The following is a 23,016-nucleotide window of genomic DNA, read 5'->3' as shown; positions in this document are numbered from 1 at the left end:
GATCGTCACCCTGGGCCCGCTGTACACGACGATCATCTGTCCACCGAAGTCTGGCTGACACCCCCCGCCCTGGCTTGGGCGATGAGGAGCGCGATGTCGTCGATGGTGTCCCCGTCGCGCAGGGCCTCCAAGAGGTCGGTGCAGGTGGACTCTATGGGGCCGCTGTGGCGGAGGAGTTGGAGGAGCTGGTCCAGGCGTTCGTCGATGGTGTGGTGGCGGGTCTCGACCAGGCCGTCGGTGTACAGAACGAGCCGGTCGCCGGGGCACAACTTCACCTCGACGGTGCTGTATTGCGCGTAACCGACTCCTAGGGGGGTGCCCGCGGGCAGTTCCAGCAAGCGCGGCGGGCGGCCATGGGGGATCACCACGGGGGGCATGTGACCGGCGTTGGCGATGTGGCAGGCGTGACGGTGGGGGTCGTAGACGGCGTAGACACAGGTGGCGATGTGGGTCTCGAGTCTGGCGGTGGTCGTGTCGAGGTGGTGCAGTACCTCGTCGGGGGGCATGGCCAGGTCGGCGAAGGCCTGGGTGGCGGTACGCAGTCGGCCCATCGTCGCGGCGGCGTCGATGCCGTGCCCCATGACGTCGCCCACGACGAGTGCGGTGCGGTCGTTGTCCAGGGGGATGATGTCGTACCAGTCGCCGCCCACCGCACACGACGCCTGGGCCGGCTGGTAGCGGGACGCGATGTCCAGTCCGTGCAGCGGTGGCGGGGGGCCGGGCAGGAGGCTGCGCTGGAGGGTTTCCGCGGTGAGGCGGATGCTCTGGTGCCAGCGGGCGTTGTCGATGGCGATGGCGGCCCGGTGTGCCAGTTCCCCGGCCAGCAGGACGTCGTCGTCGTCGAACGGCTCGGCGTTGCGGGCGCGCACCAGGTCCACGGCTCCCAGAACCTGCTGGTGGGCGGTGAGCGGCACCGCGACATAGGAGTGCACTCCGGACCGGGCCAGGGCTTGGGCGGCATCCCGGTCGCGGGCGATGTGCTCCAGGTCCTCCGCGCTGACCTCGGGCACGAGGACGGGCCGGCCGGTGCGGACGCAGCGGGTGATCAGGCGGTCCGCCCGGTAGGAGGCCAGGTCGCCCAGCTGGTCGGCGGCCACGGCCGCTTCGGTGGGGTAGGCGCTGGCCAGGCCCAACGCCCTGAACCGGCGCGGTCCTTCGGCATCGGCGCCGTGCCGCAGCTCGAGCGCCGAGTCGAGGATGTCCACCGCCGCGATGTCGGCCAGGTCGGGCACCATCACGTCGGCCAGCTCCTGAGCCGTCCGCTCCACCTCCAGCGTGGTGCCCACGCTCGCCGCGGCCTTGGCGAGCAGGGCGAGTCCGCGGCGTCCCCGTTCCGCCTCGGCCTCGGCGCGGTGGCGTTCGGTGATGTCCACGACCGAGTTGGCCACGCCGAGGAGCTGCCCGTGGGCTCCCTCCAGCCGGTAGTACGACACCGACCAGGCATGGTCGTGATCCGGATCGGCGGGGGTGCGGCCCACCACGTAGCGGTCGGTGATCGGCGTCCCGGTGTCCAGGACCTCGCGCATGCAGGACTCGATCGTGACGACGTCGAGGAAGGTGAGGATGTCGCGGGGGTGGCGGCCGATGTGGTCGGCCGCGGGCAGGCCGTTGATCCGTTCCAGCGCGGGATTGACCAGGAGATAGCGCAGTTCGTGATCGAGCAGCGCTACTCCCATGGGTGATTGGGACACCAGCTTCTCGCACAGCGCCAGGCCCGTCTCCATCCGGCGGAGCACCTGCCGGCCGGCCGCGATACCCAGCGCGTAGACCTCGCCGCTCTCGTCGAGCAGCCGCATGTTGCGGAACTCCACGAGTCTGTTGACGCCGTCCTTGTGGCGGACCGGGAAGGCTCCGGCCCAGCTCGTCCCCGTGGCGATCACTCGGGAGAACAGTCCGGCCGCCAGGTCGCGGTGGCGCCGGTCGACGAGCAGACGCGCGGCGTAGCACCCCAGGGCCTCCTCGGCGGTATAGCCGAAGACCTCTTCGGCCTGCGGGCTCCACAGCACGATGCGCCCCGTGTGGTCCAGCACCACCGCGCAGACGCCCAGCAGGTCCATGAGCCCGCCCGGCGGCAGGGCCCCGCCGAGGGCATCGGCGTCGGATCTCGGTTCGCTGTCGCGCATGACGAACGCCTCCCGCCTCACGCGCCCTGCCCGTCGCCAGGACACGGCCCTTCCATGCTCGCCCCTGCCTGACGTCAGCACGACCCGACAGCGCTGCGGCAACGGATCCAAGAAGCCGGTGAAGCCGCGCCACGGGCATGTGCCACTGTCCGGTCTTCCTGGCCCCAAGGCCCCTGAGCCCTACGTGGCATATGCCAGGACGCCGCACCACCCCCGCGCCGCCCCACCCCGCGCCCTCCAGGCGCGAGAAAAGGACCAAGAGAAAAGGATCAACGGGAGATGCCAGGGACCGCCATCCGCTCCGGAGCCGGTGCGGTCGGCACGACCCGGACGTCGAGCCCAAGCGCCTCCCCCGCCTCGATGACCGTCAGCAACTCCTTGAGTGCGCCGTGGGTGTCCGGCGCGCAGGAGGCGGCGCCGGGCTGGGCGAGCGCCCGTCGCACCCTGTTCCAGGCCTTGGCGGTGTGACCGTGGTGATGGTCGACGAGGGCTTGGGCGTAACGGGCACGCAGGCTGGACCACTGGTCGTCGCGCAGTCCCGGCTGTGCCAGCGCCGCCCGGGCGGCCCGCTGCGCGGCGGGCGGGTCCTGGGCACAACGCGCGACGGCGAGCGCAGCCAGGTAGACGGACCGGCCCGGGCCCGCGAGCGTGTGGCCGGGAGCGCAGTCGCCCGCTTGCTCGAAACACTCGGCCGCTTTCACCCCGTCCCCGCGGGTCAGGGCGACGAGTCCCTGTACGTGGGCGATCCGGGCGACCAGGGCGTCGTCACCGTCGAGCATCGCCTGCGGCCACAGGTCTTCCAGGAGTGTGTCGGCCGTGTCGGGGTCACCGCGTGCTGCCAGCCACGCGGCGAGCCACCGCGCGGTGGTGGAGGCCGCCGCATCCAGGGGATGGAGACTGAGCAGTTGCAGCAGGTAGCGCAGCCCTTCCGCGGCGTGCTGCCGCTTGGTCCACCAAAACCACAGCCGGCCTGCCGCCTCAAGTGCTCCCGGGGCCATGTCGGGCCGGTGCAGTGCGTGCCGCATCGTGGCCTTGAGGTCATGCTGCTCCTCCTCGAGCAGTTGCATGGCCTGCCCCTGGCACCCGTGGTGCCACAGGTGCTCGGCGACGTGGACGACTTGCCGGCTGTGGGCGGCACGCCGCTCCGACGCGGTCTCGAACTCTCCCGCCTGCGTCAGACGCTCGACGCCGAACTCCCGTACCGCACGGGGCATCCGATAGCGGGGCTGCGCCGGGCCGTGCGGATCGTGGTGACATTCCAGGGCCCCCTGCGCGGCCAGCCGGGCCAGCAGGCCGGGCACCTGGTGTACGGCGACCTCGCCGCCCGCACACACCAGTTCAGCGGCCGGCTGACCGAACGTTCCGGCGAAAACACTGGCGCGACTCCACACGATCCGCAGGGGACGTTCGCACAGGTCGTAACCGGCCCCGATGGCCCGCTCCAAAGTGCCGTGACGGCGCAGCTTCGCGTGCGGGCCGCCCAGCCAGCACTGGCTGTGCGTCACCAGCTCGGCCAAGTGATGCAGCTCGTACGCACGGGTCTTTGACGCGGCAAGCTCGATCGCCAGGGGAAGACCCTCCAGCGTGCGGCAGATGTCCTCCACGGTCCGCATCGCGGCACGGCCGGGACGCAGACCGGCGATGCGGCGGGCCCTGCTGGTGAACAGCGCTGCCGCGGGCGAGGGCTCCCCGTCGCGGGTCGGCGCCGTGGCCAAGGGGGCGAGCGTCAGCACTCGTTCCTCGCCAAGACCGAGCGGACGGCACGAGGTGATCAGCACGTGCAGCCACGGCCGGGACATCACCGCGCGCTGCACCCATCCCACGCACTCCTCATGAGCCGCGTCGATGTCGTCGAGGAGCAGCAGGACCTTGCCACGCCTGCTGCCCGGCCCAGCCGTGCGCGTCGTCGCCCTGCGGTGCGGGAGCATGGCGGCAAGGGCGTCGTCGGCAGCGCGCGCGAGTCCGCCCGGGGCGGTGGGGCCGCCGGGCCAGCGCAGGCATCCGGCGCCCTGCCATGACGCCCGGAACCTCCGGGCCGCGGCCCTGGCGAGATGGCTCTTGCCCACTCCGGTCCGGCCGGTGAGCGTGACCACTTGGTGGCGGGGCAGCAGCCGGCCCAGCTCTGCCAACTCCTCCTCCCTGCCGACGAGATCACCCGGAGCCCGCAAGGAAAACCTGCCTGTCGGCAGGGTGATGCCTGCTGTCGACAGGGTGATGCCTGGTTGCTGAAGCACGTGGACCCCCGGACGGTTCGTGTGTGGGTCGTTCAGGGCTCCCCCGCCGGACCGAACACCGCAGAACCGTCACTGCTCAGGAGCCACGCTCTCCCAACGCTCCCCCCGCGCCCCGGTTGCGCGGCACTCCGCTCAACCACCCTGGACGGTGAGGAGGTCCCCACGTGAAGAGGGGCAGGCATTGACCCGCCACACACGCTCGTCATGAATCTTGCACGCGATACGCACAGATCTCGTGTGTCCGCGGGCGGTCGGCGACCGCGCATCGCTCGAACGTCAATTCCGGCAGGCGTGAGCGAAACTCCGTCAGGGCAGGCGTTGTTGGAAGCGACTGCAAGCGGACGACCGGCCGCGCACACAGGGCCGAGGAGCGACGCACCGAGGCTCGACGCCTGGAGCACCGAGCCCCAGCGCTTCGACTCGACGTCACCCCGGAGTAAGGAGACGAAAGATCGCTGCACGAGTCGAGGGCGTCGACGCTCCACAGAAGATCCCCCGCGAGGGCCCTCCCGCCGCCCGTTCCGGGAACGCACGCGCCCAGCCGTCGGCAGCAAGTCGCCTCATACTGCTGCGCGCCCTCGGCGTAGAGCCCGCGCCGACCGCTCCGAAGACGGGCGGCCTTCTCCACCAAGCTCTCCCCGCACCGCACACACCCGCACCACGCGCACCCGCGCCGGCGCTCACACCAGAAGACGCGTTCGACGCACTGTACGTCTACGCCGCCCCCGATCTGATCCGCCAGGCACACGTCCTCACGGGCTCTCGCCGGCTGGCCTTCGAAGCCGCTGAACACGCGTTCCGCCAAGCGTGGGACCACTGGCCCGAAGTCGCCCGGGACACCGACCCGGTGGGATGGGTACGCATCCAGACACACGCCTACGCCCTGTCCCCCTGGCACCGTCTCCGCAGAGTGTTCCTCCGGGCCACCCCGGCCCCTGCCTCGGTCGACCCGTTGCTGCGAGCGATGCTCGAACTCCCTGACACGCAGCGCCGCGCAGTCCTGCTGTGCGACGGACTGGGCCTGAGCGTGTCCGAAGCGGCCGCCGAGACCGAGGCAGGCACCGCCGCCACCCGGAGCCGACTGCTGCACGCGCGCGCCGCTCTGCGCGAATGCCGGCCCGATCCGCCGCGGGGCGCGGTGCGGCAACCACTGGCCGCGCTCCTCGAGGACATGTCGGTCGGCACCGTGAGTCACCCGGCGTCCGTACGCGAGGACGGCGAGCGGCGGGCGCGCACGCTCACCCGCACCGTCTGCACAGCCGTGGCGGCTCTCATCGCCCTCATCGCCTTCACGATCGCGACCACCCCGTGACGCCGGGCACCGTCGTGGGGGGGGGTGACGCCAGGGACGCCCGGCACGCCCGGGGCCCGGTGTCACTCCTCATACCTTGGCGCGCTGCAGCGCATGGGCCCCTTTTCGGGTGCGGTGCTTGGAAGACACCTGACCGGTTAGTTCCCAGAAGCACACCAGAGCAGTGATCGGTGGAATCCCGAGGGTCACGAAGGCCAGCACCGAGCGGGACGAGTGACTGACGCACAAGGCCACCGCCATGGCGGAAGCCACCAGGAGGACACCCCAGGAGCGCCTTGCGGACTGGTGCTGCACGGTCGCCCGCAGAATCGAGAGAGCCGCGACGAACCACGGGCCATACACGGTGAGCGGCCACCATCGCGCCACCTCCACCGGCAGGATGTGCTCGGCAAAGGCGCGGAGTTGGCCGTAGGAATAGGCGATGGACCAGCCCAGCAAGCACGCCGCGCACACCGCGATCGCGGCGAACAGGACCGTCACCTGGCTGACGTGCTGCCCGGCCGCGAGAGCTTTCGACTTCGGCCGCATACGCCTGCGGTCGATTCGGGAGATGGGCTCCGCGGCCGCCGGGTCGGCGCAGGGCGCGGGAGACGGCGTGGGAGACGGCGTGGGCTCGGCTCTCGACGCCGCGGCCAGCAACTCGGCCAACTCCTCTCGGGACAGCGGCTGTTCCGCGCGTTGGGAACTCGCCTTCGCCTCCGCTACCGCGGCCAGCATCTCGGTCAGTTCCTCTTCCATGCCTTGGCGGCTCAGCGTGGCGTCCGGACCGGTTCCGTCCCAGTACTGCTGGACGGGAAACGAGACGGTGCCGTACGGGTCCAGTGCGCCGGTCTCCTGCCTCCGCGAGTATCCCGGGCTGTAGACGGTCTCCCTGTTGCTGTACCAGTCGTTCATCCGGGTTCCTTCGTGCCGTTGCGTTGAGCGTTCTGCTGGAGCGTGGAACCCGGCTGATAACGCCGGGGCGGGCCAATCGCCGACATGCCCCGCGCATGCCGCCCGCAGAGGTTTGGTTCTCATCGTCCTGATCTCGTTCAAAGTCTGATCTGGTTCAAAAAATTCATGCGACACAGGACGAAGACGCTTCCGTCGCTGGTCAACCCACGTACCAGGCCGATCGGCGGAGGAACCTTTTCCCTGTCTCCCCTGCCTTTTCCCTCCCCTGCCCTTTCACGTCCGCATAACGAACGAAGCCCGAACGGGGGGCGCCCGCCACTCGGGTGAACGCGTCACACGGACGAGCTACAGCGTTCGCCGCCTCAAACGCCTGGCCGACAAGCACAGCGGTCGACATCAGGGACCAGCGCCTGTGTGACCATGCTGCGCTTCGCCGACCGCGACCGCTCCGGTCCCCTGGCGCAGGGGACGAGTGGCGGGCGGCTCCCGTGCGGCCGAAGCTGTTCTTCACTGCCCACACCGCGCCCCTGGAGGCCCGAGCCGCACATGGATCACTCGCCGTCGGCGCCCGGCGCACGTGCCCGACTGGAACTGGGGGCGATCAGGGAACTGCTCCAGTCCCAGCGCAGGCGCATCGAGGCCTACGCCCGTGAGCAGCAGGCGGGTCGACGCCCCCCGTCCGGCGGAGCTCCCCCGCCGGACGCTCCACCTCCCTCGGCAGCCCCGACACCCACCGCTCCCACCGCACCCACGGCGCAGCAACTGCTCGACGCGCTCCCCCTGCCGGCCCTGCTGCTGGCCCCGGTCCTCGGCACCGACGGCGAGGTCGTGGACGTTCTGCACGTGACGCAGAACGCGGCAGCCGTTACTTATGCGGCCGAGCGGCTGCCCGAGGGCTCGGTCCCCCCGTGGTCGGGACCGGTCTCGCTGTACGCGCACTATCCCTCCCTCCACGGGACAGCGCTCCCCGAGATGATCGCCCGCGCGCAGCGCGACCGCCTGCCGCAAGGCCCCGAGGCGGTCGAGTGGATCGCCGACGGCGTGTCGGGGCCGACGCGGATCAACGACGCGGCCCGTATCGCACCCTGCAGCGACCAGTTGTTGCTCACCTGGGAACGCGGACACAGCACCCTGATGGCCACGGCGGCCCAGCGCCTGGTACGCACCTGCTGGGCGGAGTGGAACCTCGGCGACGACGGCGTCGAGCCCTCGCTCGGATTCCGTCAGGTCATCGGTCTGCCGAAGGGCACCGCGCCGCCCACCCTCAGCGCCCTTGCCGGTACCGTCACCGCCGACAGCCTGCCCGGCCTCTACCAGATGCTGTACGACGTCATCCTGCGCAAGCGAACCGCCGACTGCGAACTGCGCCCCATCGGCGCGGGTGACCGGATCATCCGCATGACCGCGGAGCCGGTGCGGATCGCCCCCGGCGGTCTGGTCTGGGCGATCCGCGCGGTGCTCACCGATGTCACCGCGGAAAGCCGACGGCGCGAGACGGCCGCGCGGGCCGAGCGGGAGGCACGCCATCAGCGCCACCGTGCCGAGATGCTCGGCGAGGTCGCCGACACCCTGCGCGACGCCGTGCTACCCCACTTTCAGGACGAACTGGCCGCCTATGGCCTCCAGGCGGCCGCCGTGTACCGGCCCGATGCTCGTGAAGCCGGCATCGGGGGTGACTGGTACAAGGCCCGCGGCCTCCCCGACGGCCGTCTTCTCGTGGCGATCGGCGACGCACGGGGACACGGACTGGCGGCGGTCACCCTCATGGCGAAACTGCGCTACGCCTTGGCCGGTCTCGCGTACACCGAGCAGCCCGTCGAGGAACTGACGCAATGGCTCAACGAGACTGCCTGCGCCGACGGAATCGAGTCCACCGCCACCGCCATCATCGCCCGCTACCACCCGGAGCGGTCCATGCTGCGCTGGACGTGCGCGGGACACCCGCGGCCGGTCCTGGTACGCGACGGACGCGCCGCTCAAATGCCGTGCCCGGCCGGTGGCCCGGGGCCACCGCTCGGCGTCCTGCCCGGCGTTTCGTACACCGCCGCCACCGCCGAACTCCGTATCGGCGACATCGTCCTGATGTACTCGGACGGGCTCACCGAACGGCGGGACAGCGACCCGGACCGGGACACCCAGCGCTTCCTCACCGCTGCCGAGCAGAGCTGCCGGACCACGGCCCCGGTGGTCGGCCGCGAGGGCCTCCAGCGCTACGCAGAACAGGTCGTCGCCCAACTGGACGGCCCACACCGCTCGGACGACGCCACGCTCCTCGCCCTGCGCCGGGCGGCCGTCAAGGGCCTCAGCCCGCCGACATAGATTTCGACGCGTCCGGCAGGTAGGCAGGTAGTCGCCCGCAGGGAGGCGCACGGTGTCGCGGCGGCACTTGCGAAACGTCACGCGCCGCCGCCGAGCTTGCGGGGACTACAGCAGCCGCTTCACGTTGTCGCACCTTGCGGCCCATCCAGCACCGATCCAGCACGGTCGAGGCCACCCAGCACGTCGCGCCGCGGTCGTACCCACTGGTCTGTTCCGCTGCCACCATCGGGTGCCAGAACCGAGTGAGGGTCGTATGTGTTGGCCGTCGGCACGGTCTCGTTCTTCCGGTCGTGCGGTGCGGAGTAGTACACCATCATTCCGCCACGTCGCACTGTGCCCCACCACACAAGGTGCGCGGCCATCTCCGCTCCGAGAAACGGTGCCGTGGGGATGTCCCGGTATTCACCCTCACACCGGTGCTTGAGCGGAATGAAGCGGACCTTGCATTCCGGGCGGACCGGGGCGCATGGCCGTCTGCATGATCGCGCGACGGCGATCCCACGCGGCGGGCACGAGATGGCCGATACCCCTTCGCGTTCACCTGCCAGCGGACGCTGATGAACCCCTTGCGTCGGCACACAGAGTCCAAGGCAAGCGTTTCACGGATGCGCAGTCCGGCGCCTGCCTGCAGGTAAACGGTCAACCTGTTCTGGGGGGGTGATGTGCTTGGCAATGAGATCGACCTCTTCCAGGGTCGGGATCTCATCCTTGTTCACAGCGGCAGAGCCGGCGCGGGAGCTTGTCCCCGTCAACTGGGTTGACGGGGATGAGTTTCTCCTGGACGGCAGTCCTGAACAGATGCCCGACCATGTTCATCCGGTCGCGCACTGTCGTCGCGGCGAGCTTCTTGCTGACGTCGGCCACGAGCTTCGCGATGTCCCGCTCTCGGATATTCGCGATCCTCTTACAGCACCGATCTCCGCATCACGATCGATCGTGTCCTGACATCAGTTTCGCTTGACTTGTCGCCCGGTCGACAGCGTCCATGGTCGTACCGACCGATAGCCGCGAATTCAGAGCCCCCTGAACTCGCTTCCTCCCAGGCCGCGTTCGACTGGGGCTCCGCGATGCGCACGCGCCGGGACGGACACCACAGCGCCTGGCTCTGATCCCCGGCCGGGGCCCACATCCCCCACGCACATGGAATCGAGGCCCCACCATGTCCAACACCCACAGCACCCGCACCCTGCACTCCGTACCCGACCCCGGCCACTGACCGGCCTGACCGGCGCACCCGCCGCGATCTACACCAAACTCGTCGCCTCCCCCGGCACCACCGGCGCCGAACTCGCACTTGCCGCAGGCCTCGGCCGCTCCACCGCCAGGAAAGGTCCTGGTCACCCTGTGAAGAGCACCCGGGCCCCCTTGAGCGGTCCATCACGCCGCAGGACGTGATGCCCCTGCTGTTCACCGCACACCACGTAGCAGGTGGTAATCGACATATGGCGGAGACTGACCACTATTTTCACGCCACCGTGTGGGCTGCCGAAGGCGAAGAATGCACGACTCGGGCTCTACTGGGCAGCGCTTCGTACGTCGGTGCCGACATTTCGCACACCGCAGGAGCCCAGCTATGAGCGGCCGACCGCCCCTTCACCGGCGCACCTCTAAGCACTGGCCAGAGCCATACATATCTTGAGAGAAGCCGCGCGCTACACAGATCACGCCGAAGCCGGTTGCCGTAACGCTGTCCTGCGAGGGAGTCTCCTTCCCGCGCGACCAGGACGCTTCTCGCAAGGCAAGTTCGCGCCAGAAGTGGCGAGGAACTGACAATGAAGACGCATCATGCAGTCCTGGCGCAATCCCTTCATTGAATAGCACCTACCTCGAACTTCTGATCCTTCAGAATCGACGTGCCGTCAAATCCTTTTCGCTTGCGGACATTCGAAGCGCGACAAGGTTGCCCTGTTCAATGTGACTTCGATCACCGTTCTCTACCTTGCGGCCCCCTAGCCTCCTCCCCGGCGCGATCGATCAACCCGGGAGGGGATTAGTGAAGATCAAGAGATCGGCAACATCCTTAGTCTTAATGGCAGTTGCCGCAGCCGGTTCGCTGGCTACCGGATCCGCGAACGCCTCGACGACCAACGACGGCGCCGGTGACACGTATCGTGTCGTCTGGGAGCGCACGTATGACGCAAGTCCTGCTGAGGCGCCGAAAGCCCCCAGCGCCACATCTGACCGTCAAGAGATGTCGCCATCTCCGGTTCCGCCGACCACCACTCCCGAACGCGAGAAGAAGCTCGCCCGCCAGGAGACCTACACGGTGGATGCCAACGCTACTGAGAAGGCGACCCGGGAAAACCTCTTCAAGAGCCCCGCTGACGCGCGAGATGTTCTGGACTGGGCGAAGTGCCAGGCGGATCCCGAGGCTGGGGACGCCAAGGGGCACGTCATCAACCACTTCAACTTCTGCCGCTGGGGCTACAACACCGCAACGGCCTTGGACGGAAACGGAAGGCCCGTGGGCACCTTCCGTGTTCGCGAGACGGAGATCAGCACCGGATCGAAAGCTAGTCGAACCGCAAGCATCTCCGTGAAGTTGGACGCTGCGACGGAGACGGGCGTGTTCGCACTACCAGCGGCTCGCGTCACCTGGGAGCCCACCGCGGCGAGTCCGACAGCTCCGGGCGGATGCGCTGTCGCCAACGTGCCCCCCGGCCAGGCCGGCACGCCGAAACCTCCGGCCGCCTTCCATGGCACGGGGGTCGCGGTTACCTACGACATCACTTCAGCCAAGGGCGCCGGTAAGCGCATCGACGACGCCACTCTGTGCGCATACCGGTCACAGTTCCTCGCGACCAGCGGGACACACACCACAGGCTGGTGGGGTGCCCCGGACAGCGGCCTCCGGTTCGACTCCGGCGACTACCTGAAGCCGTACGGGACCAAGGGCGCCATCTTCAACCGCGTCACCCCGTCATTCAACTACGACCGGAAGAATCCCGACGGCAAGGCCGTCGCAGAGCACGTCTTCGACGCACTCCATGCCCCGCAGTTGACGTACCCGAAGAAAACCGACAAGGACATCCCCGGGTACATCTGGAGGGGAGACAAGCCCCTCCATCGGAACTACCCGAAGTTCGACAGCGCCTCCGAAACTGTGGCGAAGAAGAACGAGGCGGCCAAGAACACTGCATGCCGCGGGCTGGCGAACAATCCGGGCGAGGAGTGTGACGAATTCCCCTTCGCCTCGACCAAGGAAGGCGCAGGGAAGGGTGATGGCAACTTCTCAGTGAAGTACGTACCGGCGCTGGATAACAGCAAGGCCGGAGGCGCACTCTCCAAGTGGTACGGCCAGGATCGCATCCTTGACGGAGACCCCTACGGGATCTACGTTGACTAGTCTGCAATTGTAGGAAGTTGACTTCTGAGCGAGGGCCGGAGATGGCCCTCGCTCAGTGGCATACTGAGTAATTGTTTCAGTTGTGTCGCGCCGCTGCGGAGGTTCATGTGCACGAGAATGAGGATCGGCAAGTCTCAGTAACCGTACCGATCACTCGATCGATCTTCGGATTGGACCAATCACGGAGGCCGGGAGAAGACGTCGACCCCTACTGGACCGATCTTCCGATGGACAGTGATCCTGTTCACGTCGAGAAGGGTGCTGCTCTGATCTTCAGCAACGCCCAATCGCATGAGGCCGTAGTCACAATGATAGTTCGACACTCGCCGATCTACGGCGAGGTTGATTCTGAGTTTGAGCTTCTGGGTACTTGGCCTTTCCTTAGCCGGAATGGAGACATTACCCTTCTGAATATCGACGGGCCCGAGTTGACGTTCGATCTAGAGCCTGACGCGAGTTACACACTTGAAGTTTGGCGAAAAGGGGGAGAATTTGCGGCAGCGCGTTTCAATGAGCTGATGGGAAACCAGTACCCCATCACTGGCCTGGAAGAGTATCGCCTCGTATTCACACCACAGAGCTCATAGCGCGGCTCCCCGAGATCTGTTATCGCTCCCTCGTTTTGGTCAAGCGAGCCGACCGGGGGGTCCAACACTTCCTGCTCGACGTGCTGCCGGAAGACTTCGACCGACTTGAGGACATCGCTGGCGACGCTCTGCTGGCCTTCAGGCGCTGGGCGTTGACGCAGATTCCGCTGAGCCATCTTCTACGAAGTAACAGGTGCAGTCGGCTGGCCTTGGCCTCATACGTTCGGCCTCGCCGAGGATCGCGGCACTCACCGGCCAGCTCCTATGGCCAGGCCCGCGCCCTGCTCGATGAGCAGGGCGCCGTGCGCGGACCGGGGACCTGCGCGAGTACCGCCATTCCGCCCTCGCCCCACCTCGGAGAGCAGGGCGCCTCCCTGCTGATGCCGATGCTGATGGCCAAGTCCCGGCACAAGAAGCCGGAGAATGTCCGCCGCTACTTCAAGCCGTCCCCTGAGGCGATCTCTGAGCTGACCCTCCTGCTCGCCCACGGCGACGCGCGACGCTGGGCCTGCTGCACGCAGTCGACCTGCGGCTGTACGCCTACTTGCGCCGGCGCAGCTTTTGAATGGCATCCTTGGATTTACATCTTGACTTCAACCCAAGGATTGCCACCTTGGGTTCATGCCATGGGTTCATGCCAAGTATCAGCTTGTACGCGACCTCATGACCCGCGTCATGAGCCCCTCCAGCCCCTCCGCACCCCCGCAGAACGTCACACCCGAACCCGTACAAGCCCCGACGCCCTCGCCGCACCAGCCACCCGACACCAGCCCCCGCACCGGCTTCAACTGGCAGGCCGCCGAGGGCCAGATCGGCGACGCCATTTCGCCGAGCTTCGTCGAGACCCCGCGCAGCACCGACGGCAGTGGCGACTTCGGCGATGCCACCGCCTGGGACGTGTCTGCTCCCGGCACCGTGCGGCTCGCCGACGTCGGCGGCATGCAGGAAGGTAAAGGAACGCCTCAAGCACTACATTCTGCGACTCGACCCCCAGCACGAGCTCGCCCTGACACAGCAACTCGCCAAGTCCGCGAAGACGCGTCCGGTGCGACGGCCTCCCAAGCCGCCGACATGTACGCCCACGCCCTCGCTGCAGTCCCCGGATCCGTTTGACTACGTGGCAACCGCGACCACGCCGTCTACCGCATGCTGCGCAGCACCCGCTGGCTGGCGCTCCCCTGCCTGACGCCGGCCATAGTGATGGTAGACCTCATCTCCGCGGAGGGCGAGGCGCAGCGAAACCTCCTGGTGCCGCTCAGCGAGCGCTTCTGGGCACTGACACTCATGACAGCGATCTGGGCACTCATGCGGCTTCTGCCGCGGCCGCGCCTTCCTGTGATGGTGTCGGGGCCGCCTGCTGCTTCCGCCCTCGCAGGAATACGACCAGGAGCAATACGGCCGCGATACCGACCAGCACGAGAGGCGTTACGTCTGCGAGCAGGGTCAGCAGCAGGCCTGCGGATGCGGCCTTGTCGGCCAGGTCCTTCTGGCTTTCCGGAACGATCGCGAAGGCGAAGGCGGACACCGGGAGCAGCGCGGTCTCCTTACCGCCCGCGGCGGTGGTGGCCACCACCTTCCGGTCCACCGACTGATCGATGGCGACCCCGGTCTGCTGATCGACGTAGGCGACGAGCGTCGATTCGCCCCGGTAGGCCAGCGGGACAGGGTCCGGCAGCGCCTTGGCGTCGATCCCGGGCGCGAGTCGTGTGACCAGGTTCTTCGGCAGTGCGGGCGGCAGCGGCTCGAGCACCGCCGGGTCCTTCACCGGAGCCGCGACCGTGATCTTGTAGACGTTCACTTCACGGCCCTTCCGTTCGGCGGTGCCGGTGTAGCGGACGGGCACGATCGACTGGGTCGTCGAGTCGTAGTACGTGTAGGAATCATCCTGCTTGGCATCGGGCGGGAACGCCGAACTGAGCGCGCCCCGCGAAGGTTCGACAGCGGCAGACGTCGGCGGGACGGTTCCCTTTCTGCTGTCCCGGTCGATGGAGTACGTCTTGGAACTGGGCAGAGACTGGTCGCCGACGTGCATGGTCAGCGTGTCCTCGAGTACGGCTGTGTCGCCGTGCGTGGACGTGACGTGGACGCGCCGGTCCACGGTGATCGGGATGTCGGACTTGATCGCGTCAGCGGCGTCTCCGGACCGCAGGGCCTTGCCGTCCAGCATCGTGGCCTTGCCCGCGTAGCGCACAGTCTGGTCGGTGTCGTCGGGCAGCTTGGTTGCGCTCGGGGCGGCGACGAAGCGTACGACTCCCGCAAGCGCGACCAGGACGACGGCAGCGACGACGAGTATGAGCGATGTACGACGAACGGACACGAGGTCCTTCTCTCTGTCGCGTCACATGTTCGCGGCGCCGGTCCTGATGGCTTCGCGGATACGGACGTATGTGCCGCAGCGGCAGATGTTGCGGATGCCGTCAAGATCGGCCTCCGTGATCGACCGGCCTTCCGCGTCGACCCGGCGGACCAGGGCGACGGCGGCCATGATCTGGCCCGGCTGGCAGTAGCCGCACTGGGCCACGTCCTGCTCGAGCCAGGCCTGTTGCATCGGGTGGAGGTCCGCGCCCACGGTGGCGGGGAGGCCTTCGATGGTGGTGACCTCGTCGGTCGGGCGCAGGTCCTTCACGGGGATGGCGCAGGGATTGGCGGCCTTGCCGTTGAGATGGCTGGTGCACGCCTTGCAGACGTTGATGCCGCAGCCGTACTTCGGTCCGGTGACGCCGAGGAGGTCGCGCAGGACCCACAGCAGACGCTCGTCGTCCGGGACATCGACGGTGACCTGCTCACCGTTGAGTCGGAAGGTGTGTTCAGGCACGGGAACTCCCAGCTGTTTCAGCACACATCAGCGGACGTGGTCCAGGCCGTCGGTGGGAGACGGAGGGATGGGCGGGACGGTCGGTTTGGGGGTGAAGGAGAGGGTGCCGTGGTTGATCGGGAAGCTGGTCGGCATGGTCCCCGTGGCGCGGCCGTAAGCACAGGCGACCGCGGCCATCGACGCCGCGACACCCAGCTCTCCGGCCCCGCCCGGCTTGTCGGACGTGCTGGGCATGACAATGATCTGCAGCTCAGGCGGGGTGTTCCACTGGCGCGTGTAGAAGTAGTTGTCCCAACTGGCCTCGAGGAAGTAGCCGTCCCGCAGATGCAGGCTCGAGGTCAGGGTCAGAGCGATGCCGTCCATGACGCAGCCCATCATCTGAGCTTCCAGACCGCGGGGGTTGACGGTGAGACCGACGTCCACGGCGAATACGGCCTTCGTGACCCGGGGGCCCGCCACGCCGTCGCGGACGGGGCGTTTCACGGTCTCCGGTCGGCAGTCGATCTCCACGAGAACCGCGCTGACCGAGCTGTACTCGGAGTGGAACGCGATGCCCTGCGCGGTGCCGGCCGGCATTGGGCGTCCCCAGTCGCCGGCTTCGGCGACCTTGTCGAGTACTGCCCGCGCGCGTTCGTCGCGCAGGAAGTCGCGGCGGAAACGGAAGGGGTCCTTACCCATTTTCGCGGCGAGCTGATCGACGATCAGCTCGCGGGCGCAGGTGACGTCAGGCGAGTAGACATTGCGCATGCTGCCGGTGTTGAAGCTCTTGTCGGTCTCGCTCAGGAGGCGACTGTTCGCACCGAAGTTGTACGGCATCGACTGCGACAGCTGGAAGAACGTCTCCGAGAACCCGATGTCGCCGACCGGCAGTTTCGCCGCCAGGGCGGTGAAGATCTCGCCGAGGCCATGGCTCAGATCGGTCGACACGCTGGTGTGCCGCTGCTTGTAGCTGAGCACGGTGTTGCCGAGATAGGCAGCCCGTACGCGCGAGGTCGCCATGGGGTGGGCCCGGCCTTGGCGGGAGTCGTCGGCCCGGTGCCACATCAGTCGTACGGGTTTGCCGAACTTCTGAGAGGCCTCTGCGGCTTCGAGTGCGGCATCGAAGAACAGCCGCCGCCCGAAAGAACCCCCGCTCTCGGTGACGTGCACAGTCACCGCACTCTGTGGAAGTCCGAGCTTGGCGGCGATCGCCTGCTTGGCGACGATGGGCGCCTTGAGGCCGGACCATATCTCCGCGCGGTCCGAACGGACATCGGCTATGGCGCAGTTGGGTTCGAGCGCGCTGTTGCTGCGGAAGGCGAAGGTGAAGGTGGCCTCCACCGACGGCGTCAGCGGGGGTATTCCCAGGGGGAGTTCGGCGGCGCGCAGCGCTTCGCGTACGGAGGCGTCGGACTTGCCTGCCGCGCTGCCGGGTTTCCAGGACACCCGCAGTGCGCGTACGGCTTCGATGCACTGCCCGAAGGTGTTCGCTCGCACCGCGATGCCGGTGGAGATCACCGCGACATCGGTGATCCCCGGCATGGCGCGGACCTCGGCGAGGTTGGCTACGGAGCCGACCTTGCCGTTGATCGTCGGCGGACGGCACACCATCGTCGGCTTGGCGTCCGGCACGTTCAGATCCATGGTGAACTGCTTGCGCCCGGTCACGGCGGCGAGCGCATCGATACGGTTGTGCGGCCGCCCGATGACGCTGAACTGTTCGCGTTCCTTGAGCCGCACGGAGACCTGGCGCGGGGTGTCGCTCGCCGCTCTCTTCGCAAGGTCGCCGATCGCGACGCTCCCGCCTCGCCGAGCGGAGATGACACCGGCTTCGAAGGTGAGGTCACCGACCGGGGTGTCGAGTTCGGCCGCTGCCGCGTGCAGGAGCCTGTCGCGGGCGATGGCGGCGGCGACCCGGATCGGGATGTACGTCGAGATGGTGGTGTTGGAACCGCCGGTGAGCTGGTTGAACAGCAATTCCGGGCGTGCGTCGGCCAGGGTGACGCGCACCCGGTCCATCGGTACGTCCAGTTCTTCGGCGATCAGCATGGCCGTCGACGTGGTGATGCCCTGACCGACCTCGGCCCGCGGCAGCGCGAAGGACACGGTGCCGTCCGGGTGCACGCGGACCGTGATCAGGTTTGATGTCGGAAGGGCCGCCAGGGTCATCACGTCGTTGAGGTCGACCACTTCGGTGATCTCTGGTGACGGCAGATCGGCTCCGGTCGGGGCCGGAACGTCGGCCGTGGCCTCGGGTGCCACACCGAGGTCGGCCGCGACCACCAAGGTCGGCGCGGCAAGGACGTAGCCGAGGAAGCGACGCCGGCCGAAGTCGGCCCTGCCGGGCTCCGGCCCGGGGTCGGACGAACGGGCGGGTCGGCTCAGCGCCATGGTCGACCCCATGCGGTGTGCGTCATCATCGTCCCATCGATCTCGGCGGGTTGTCGGCGAGTGCGCGGAAGGTGCTCAGCCAGGCCGGTTGGTGTCTGGGATCTCGAGGTGGATGGGTTTGCCCTCGGACAGGAAGACGAGGATGAACTTACGCAGGGCCTCTTCGATCGTCCAGGCCGCTTCTGGTACGAGCGGCAGCGGGATCACGCCCTCGCGGAACGCCACGAGCAGAGGCCAGGCGGTCGCGATCGCTGCTTCCCAGAGCGGCTCGTCGGAAAGACCGATCATGTCGCCGATCCGGTCGCCGAGGGTGTACCTGGAGAACGCGCTGACCAGGGGCCGGCTCAGGCCTCCGTCGATCTCGGCGACGATGTCGAGCAGGACCTCGGTCAGCTTGACGCCCTCAGGGGTCCGGCCGAGCACCGGGTCCAGGAGCTGCTTCGACTGGGCGTTCGCCGCGTCCCAGGTGGCGGGGATGAAGTCGTCGCGCACGCCGAGCATGTGGGCGGTCACCTGCCACACATGCAGGTAGGCCTCGGACTCGGCCGGGGAGATCCGCACCTTCCACTCACGCATCTTGCGCATGACGAACGTGGGGAGGCTGTGCCAGGTGACCAGCACATCCGCCTGGCTGATGGGGATTTTCTGCCCGCCGCTGGTCTCGGTCCAGCCGGGCGACTTGGGCAGCAGATTGCGCACGGCGGCGTGGATCATGCGGGTCTTGACCGCGGTCACGATCATCTCGCCCCGCGGCTGGAACGCGTCCAGGTCACCGACGTCGTACCCGAGCTTGGCGGTCTTGGAGATGCGGTCCTTCATGTCCGCACCGCCCTTGGAGTAGTACACGGCACGCGCCTCGCGGGGGATGGCAGTGCTCATCAGGCCGCTGCCGAGGCCGTACAGGGCACCGACATAGATGCCCTTGGTGCGATTGAACTTGGCGGCGGTGCCGAGCTTCGCCTGGTCGGCCCAGGAGGGCAGTTGGCGGGCCTTCTCCATGAACTGCCGCAGGTCCTGGGGCAGACCGGCCGGCAGCGGCTGGTCATTGCGGGTCCAGGTGCGCAGCAGCTCGTTCACCCTTGGTACTTCGCCGCGCTCGATGACCGCGCCCAGCACCTGGTCGGCTTCGTCGTCCCACACCCACTGCGGGTCGCTGGGCGCGCCCGCCCCGGCCACCGAGCCGCTGGCCGCCCAGTTCCAGGCGGAGCGTGCGCCGGCCGGCGTGGCCGAGCCGAGCGCCCCGAGCGCTCCCAGCGCTCCACCCGCGAGCAGCATCTTGCGTCTGCTGAGTTCGTCCATGATCCCCACTCCTCTGTGCGATCAGACAGGTCAGCCGGGCCGGTTGGTGTCCGGTATGTCGAGGTGGATCTCGCGTCCCTTGGACAGGTAGAAGAGGATGTACTTACGGGCCGCCTCGTCGATGGTCCAGGCGATCTGCGGTACGAGCGGCAGTTTGATGAGGCCCTCGCGGAAGGCAACAAGCGGCGGCCAGGCGGTCTTGATCGCCGCCTCCCAGAACGGCTCACGGGGAATGCCGTCCCAGTCGGCGATCTGGTTGCCCACGAGGTAGCGGGCGAAGGCGTTGACGAGCGGGCGGTCGATGCTGCCGGGGCTCGTCTGCTCGGCGAGCTGGCCGAGCAGGATGTCGGTGAGAATGACGCCTTCGCGCGTCGGGCCGAGCACCGGGTCCAGGAGCTGTTTCGACTGGGATTCGGCGGCAGCCCAGGAGCCGGGGATGAAGTCGTCACGAATCCCCAGCAGGTGAGCGGTCACCTGCCACACGTGCAGATAGGCATCGGACTGGGCGTCGGTGATCGGCACTTTCCACTCGCGCATCTTGCGCATGGCGTAGGTGGGCAGCGTGTGCCAGGTGACCAGCATGTCGGCGAGGCTGATGGGGATCTTCTGCCCACCGCTGGTGCCGGTCCAGCCGGGCGACCGTGGTAGCAGGTTGCGGACTGCCGCATGCACCAGGCGGGTCTTCACCGCTTCGACGATGCAGGTGCCCTCGGGCCGGTACGCGTCGAGGGCACCGACGGCGAAACCGAGCTTGCTGGTCTTGGCGACCCGGTCCTCCATATCGGCGCCGCCCTTGGAGTAGTACACGGCGCGCGCCTCGCGAGGGATGGCGGTGCTCAGCATGCCGCCGCCGATGCCGTTGAGGATGTTGAGGTAGAGGCCCCGGCCTTCGTTGAACTTGGCTGCGGTTTCGAGCTTCGCCCGGTCGGCCCATGCGGGCAATTTGCGGGACTTCTCCATGAACTGCCGCAGGTCCTCGGGCAGTCCGGCCGGCAACGGCTGATCGTTGCGGGTCCAGGTGCGCAGCAGCTCGTTGACCTTCGGTACGTCGCCGCGCTCGAGAATGGCGCCCAGGAGCTGGTCGGCTTCGTCGTCCCATACCCACTGTGGGTCGCTGCCCGCGCCTGACCCGGCCACCGAGCCGCTGGCCGCCCAGTTCCAGGCGGTGCGCGCGCTTGCCGGCGAGGCGGCGCCGAGAACCCCGAGCGCTCCCAGGCCTCCCCCGGCCAGCAGCATCTTCCGCCTGCTGAGATCGTCCATCTCGGAACTCCTCCTCGAGTTGCCTCAATGAGATTGGTACTCTGATACGGAAGCTGTAGCGATGTATCATGAGGGAAGCACAGCCCGCACTGGAGCACCAGACTCCGGAGCCGACTTCTTCGGCTCGCGGATAATGCGGGGAACGTCCGATCCCTCCGGTCCCGGCCACAGGCCGGAATGGCGCACCAGGAAAGGTCACCGTGGAGTCTGCGTTTCCCTTTCTGACCACGCCCAAGGGCGAGAGTTCCGTCCTGGAGCGTGCGTTTGCCGAGGCCGCCGATCAGGCCGACGACTCCGACGCGATGACCACGCGGGTGCTCGACGCCGCGTTCGAGCAGTTCCGCCGTATGGGAATTCGACGGTCCTCGATGGAGGACGTCGCGCGTCGTGCGGGAGTCTCCCGCGTCACGGTCTACCGCCGCTTCTCCTCCAAGGACGCACTGGTCGAGCAGGTCGTGCGGCGTGAATTCCGGCGCTACTTCGGTCAGTTCATCGTTGACGTCCAGGAGGCCGGGACGGTGGCGGACCGCGTGGTGCTCGGGTTTGTGAGCTCGTTGCGGGCGTTCCGTCGCAACCCCCTCATCGGCGGCCTGATGGAGGCCGAGCCGGATGTGGTGGTGCCGTCGATGACCAGTGACGGGGGTCGCACCCTTTTTGTCGTGCAGCAGTTCGTAGCCGGCCGGCTACGTCGTGAGCAGCAAGCGGGCCTGATCGCCGAGGGTGTGGACGTGGACGTCGTGGCGGAGATGATGGTCCGGATCTCGGCATCCTTCCTGGTCATCCCCAGCCACGTCATCGATCTCGACGACGATGAGCAAGTGCGGGCGGTGGCACGGCAGTTCCTGGTGCCGATGCTTGGGCCGCCGCCCGCCGCTCACTCGTAGCACCCGTTGTTCTCGGCCTTGGCCACCAGCGAAGACGGCCGCCTCCATGGCTGCCACGTACGCCTGGTCCATCGTGCTGACCGGCTGGTCGGGGTCGTTCATGGTCAGCACGACGATCCCGTCGGGTCCCTGCTCCCAGCGGTTCATGTGTTCCTCCTGCATCGGTACGGCGTTGCTTCCGGGTGGATACGGGCCGAACGCGGGCGCTATACGCGCTCGATGACGGTGGCGATGCCGATGCCGATGCCGCCGCCGTCGCCGTCGCCGTCGCACAGGCTGACCACGGCACGCCGGGCGGAGCCTCGTTCGAGCTCGTCGAGTACCGTGCCGACGAGCGTCGCGCCGGTGGCACCGAGCGGATGACCGAGCGCGATCGCGCCGCCGTTGACGTTGACCTTGTCCCAGGGCAGCTGAAGGTCCTTGACGTACTTGAGCACCACCGAGGCGAACGCTTCGTTGATCTCGAACAGGTCGATGACGTTCACTGCCAGACCGGCCAGGTCCAGGGCCTTACGGGTGGCATGAGCAGGGCCCGTGAGCATGATGGCCGGACCGGCACCGCTGACCGCGGCGGAGACAACGCGCGCCCGGGGCGTCAGGCCCAGCTCGGCACCCGCCTGTTCGGAACCGACCAGGACCAGCGCCGCGCCGTCGACGATGCCCGCGGAGTTGCCCGGCGTGTGCACGTGGTCGATGCGCTCGACCCCGTGGTACTTCTGCAGCGCCGCCGCATCGAAACCGCCAAGGTCACCGATGCCCGCGAATGAGGGCTTCAGCCGGCCGAGCGTGTCCAGCGTGGTTTCCGGGCGCGGGTGCTCGTCCTGCTCGAGCAGGACGACCCCGTCGCGGTCCCGGACCGGCACCACGGACTTCGCGAAGCGACCGCCGGACCAAGCCGCCGCGGCCCGCAACTGGGAGCGCAGTGCGAAGGTGTCGACGTCCTCCCGCGAGAAACCCTCGATCGTCGCGATCAGGTCGGCGCTGATGCCCTGCGGGATGAAGTACGTGTCGTACGCGGTCTCCGGGTCGGTTGCCGTCGGGCCACCGTCACTGCCCATCGGTACGCGGGACATCGGCTCCACACCACCCGCGATCACGAGCTGGTCCCAGCCCGAACGGACCTTCTGCGCGGCCGTATTGACCGCCTCCAGGCCGGAAGCGCAGAACCGGTTGAGCTGCACACCTGCCACCTGGTCGGGCAGGCCGGCGGCCAGCGCGGCGGTCTTGGCGAGATTCACGCCCTGGTCGCCCACGGGCGAGACCACGCCGAGCAGGACGTCGTCGATGCGGTCGATATCCAGCCCTGGATGCCGTCGGGTGAGTTCGCCGATCAGTCCCGTCATCAGCGACACCGGCTTGACGTGGTGCAGCGCGCCGTTCCTGCCTCTGCCGCGTGGAGTGCGGATCGCGTCGAAGATGAAGGCCTCGGTCACTGTCCCCTGCTCTCTGTGCGCCGTAGATGTCTCCTGCCCGAGCCGTCGCTCAAGGCAGCGCATGCGGTTCGCCGGGCCGCGATGCGGCTCTTGGAGCGTCTGCCGCGAAGATAGCGCCAGTTATTGGCAGTCTGTCAATA

The 23,016-nt window shown here is 68.0% G+C and carries 15 protein-coding genes; 5 read left to right on the top strand and 10 right to left on the bottom strand.

Going from position 1 to position 23,016, the window contains the following annotated elements; translation table 11 throughout:
* Positions 1-32: 32 nt before the first annotated feature.
* Both AB0I94_RS13410 and AB0I94_RS13405 read right to left on the bottom strand, forming a co-directional pair.
* Positions 33-2,123 carry a SpoIIE family protein phosphatase gene (locus AB0I94_RS13410; RefSeq protein ID WP_363309659.1) on the bottom strand — a complete coding sequence of 697 codons (2,091 nt, stop codon included), beginning with the start codon at positions 2,121-2,123 and terminating at the stop codon, positions 33-35.
* Positions 2,124-2,392: 269 nt separating this feature from the next.
* On the bottom strand, positions 2,393-4,252 hold the full coding sequence (locus tag AB0I94_RS13405) for a hypothetical protein (protein ID WP_363309658.1): 1,860 nt from the start codon (positions 4,250-4,252) through the stop codon (positions 2,393-2,395).
* Positions 4,253-5,204: 952 nt separating this feature from the next.
* On the opposite strand from AB0I94_RS13405, the gene AB0I94_RS13400 reads away from it, so the two are divergent.
* Positions 5,205-5,669, top strand: a complete 465-nt coding sequence (locus AB0I94_RS13400) for a sigma factor-like helix-turn-helix DNA-binding protein (RefSeq protein ID WP_363309657.1) — start codon at positions 5,205-5,207, stop codon at positions 5,667-5,669.
* A gap of 69 nt (positions 5,670-5,738) precedes the next feature.
* On the opposite strand, the gene AB0I94_RS13395 is transcribed toward AB0I94_RS13400, so the two are convergent.
* Positions 5,739-6,563, bottom strand: a complete 825-nt coding sequence (locus AB0I94_RS13395; RefSeq protein WP_363309656.1) for a DUF2637 domain-containing protein — start codon at positions 6,561-6,563, stop codon at positions 5,739-5,741.
* A 546-nt stretch (positions 6,564-7,109) separates the two neighbouring features.
* Here AB0I94_RS13395 and AB0I94_RS13390 point away from each other — a divergent pair.
* Positions 7,110-8,882 carry a PP2C family protein-serine/threonine phosphatase gene (locus AB0I94_RS13390; RefSeq protein ID WP_363309654.1) on the top strand — a complete coding sequence of 591 codons (1,773 nt, stop codon included), beginning with the start codon at positions 7,110-7,112 and terminating at the stop codon, positions 8,880-8,882.
* A 702-nt stretch (positions 8,883-9,584) separates the two neighbouring features.
* On the opposite strand, the gene AB0I94_RS13385 is transcribed toward AB0I94_RS13390, so the two are convergent.
* Complete coding sequence (locus AB0I94_RS13385; RefSeq protein ID WP_363309653.1) at positions 9,585-9,746, bottom strand: hypothetical protein; 162 nt, start codon at positions 9,744-9,746, stop codon at positions 9,585-9,587.
* Between the two features lie 1,129 nt (positions 9,747-10,875).
* Between AB0I94_RS13385 and AB0I94_RS13380 the strand changes: the two genes are divergently transcribed.
* Together AB0I94_RS13380 and AB0I94_RS13375 are read left to right on the top strand one after the other, a co-directional pair.
* Positions 10,876-12,228, top strand: a complete 1,353-nt coding sequence (locus AB0I94_RS13380; RefSeq protein ID WP_363309652.1) for a NucA/NucB deoxyribonuclease domain-containing protein — start codon at positions 10,876-10,878, stop codon at positions 12,226-12,228.
* A 1,208-nt stretch (positions 12,229-13,436) separates the two neighbouring features.
* Positions 13,437-13,928: a hypothetical protein gene (locus AB0I94_RS13375; RefSeq protein WP_363309651.1), complete on the top strand. Its 492-nt coding sequence runs from the start codon at positions 13,437-13,439 to the stop codon at positions 13,926-13,928.
* A gap of 190 nt (positions 13,929-14,118) precedes the next feature.
* Here the strand turns inward: AB0I94_RS13375 and AB0I94_RS13370 are convergent, their stop codons facing one another.
* From AB0I94_RS13370 to AB0I94_RS13350, 5 genes are all read right to left on the bottom strand, one after another.
* Positions 14,119-15,132: a porin PorA family protein gene (locus tag AB0I94_RS13370; protein ID WP_363309650.1), complete on the bottom strand. Its 1,014-nt coding sequence runs from the start codon at positions 15,130-15,132 to the stop codon at positions 14,119-14,121.
* A gap of 21 nt (positions 15,133-15,153) precedes the next feature.
* Positions 15,154-15,630, bottom strand: coding sequence for a (2Fe-2S)-binding protein (locus tag AB0I94_RS13365; RefSeq protein WP_363309649.1), 477 nt, complete (start codon positions 15,628-15,630; stop codon positions 15,154-15,156).
* A 27-nt stretch (positions 15,631-15,657) separates the two neighbouring features.
* Positions 15,658-18,000: a molybdopterin cofactor-binding domain-containing protein gene (locus AB0I94_RS13360; RefSeq protein WP_363309648.1), complete on the bottom strand. Its 2,343-nt coding sequence runs from the start codon at positions 17,998-18,000 to the stop codon at positions 15,658-15,660.
* Between the two features lie 75 nt (positions 18,001-18,075).
* Positions 18,076-19,299, bottom strand: a complete 1,224-nt coding sequence (locus AB0I94_RS13355) for an oxygenase MpaB family protein (protein ID WP_363309647.1) — start codon at positions 19,297-19,299, stop codon at positions 18,076-18,078.
* Between the two features lie 30 nt (positions 19,300-19,329).
* The gene (locus AB0I94_RS13350; protein WP_363309646.1) at positions 19,330-20,559 is read right to left on the bottom strand and encodes an oxygenase MpaB family protein; all 1,230 of its coding nucleotides are present in this window, start codon (positions 20,557-20,559) and stop codon (positions 19,330-19,332) included.
* Positions 20,560-20,759: 200 nt separating this feature from the next.
* Here AB0I94_RS13350 and AB0I94_RS13345 point away from each other — a divergent pair, with 200 nt between their 5' ends.
* Entirely contained in the window at positions 20,760-21,443 is a 684-nt protein-coding gene (locus AB0I94_RS13345) for a TetR family transcriptional regulator (protein WP_363309645.1), read from the top strand.
* Positions 21,444-21,649: 206 nt separating this feature from the next.
* On the opposite strand, the gene AB0I94_RS13340 is transcribed toward AB0I94_RS13345, so the two are convergent.
* A complete protein-coding gene (locus AB0I94_RS13340; protein ID WP_363309643.1) occupies positions 21,650-22,876 on the bottom strand; it encodes an acetyl-CoA C-acetyltransferase in 1,227 nt (408 codons plus the stop codon).
* Positions 22,877-23,016 lie beyond the last annotated feature (140 nt).

The organism is Streptomyces sp. NPDC050147 (genome assembly GCF_040660195.1).
Taxonomy (GTDB): Bacteria; Actinomycetota; Actinomycetes; order Streptomycetales; family Streptomycetaceae; genus Streptomyces.
The sequence above is the reverse complement of the archived record's forward strand: the minus strand, read 5'-3'. Positions and strand labels throughout refer to the sequence as shown.

Bases quoted from the DNA above. Each gene is read 5' to 3' on its own strand.
- AB0I94_RS13390 (WP_363309654.1), top strand. From the start codon at position 7,110: ATGGATCACTCGCCGTCGGCGCCCGGCGCACGTGCCCGACTGGAACTG.
- AB0I94_RS13350 (WP_363309646.1), bottom strand. From the start codon at position 20,559: ATGGACGATCTCAGCAGGCGGAAGATGCTGCTGGCCGGGGGAGGCCTG.
- AB0I94_RS13395 (WP_363309656.1), bottom strand. From the start codon at position 6,563: ATGAACGACTGGTACAGCAACAGGGAGACCGTCTACAGCCCGGGATAC.
- AB0I94_RS13410 (WP_363309659.1), bottom strand. From the start codon at position 2,123: ATGCGCGACAGCGAACCGAGATCCGACGCCGATGCCCTCGGCGGGGCC.
- AB0I94_RS13355 (WP_363309647.1), bottom strand. From the start codon at position 19,299: ATGGACGAACTCAGCAGACGCAAGATGCTGCTCGCGGGTGGAGCGCTG.
- AB0I94_RS13375 (WP_363309651.1), top strand. From the start codon at position 13,437: ATGCCATGGGTTCATGCCAAGTATCAGCTTGTACGCGACCTCATGACC.
- AB0I94_RS13360 (WP_363309648.1), bottom strand. From the start codon at position 18,000: ATGGCGCTGAGCCGACCCGCCCGTTCGTCCGACCCCGGGCCGGAGCCC.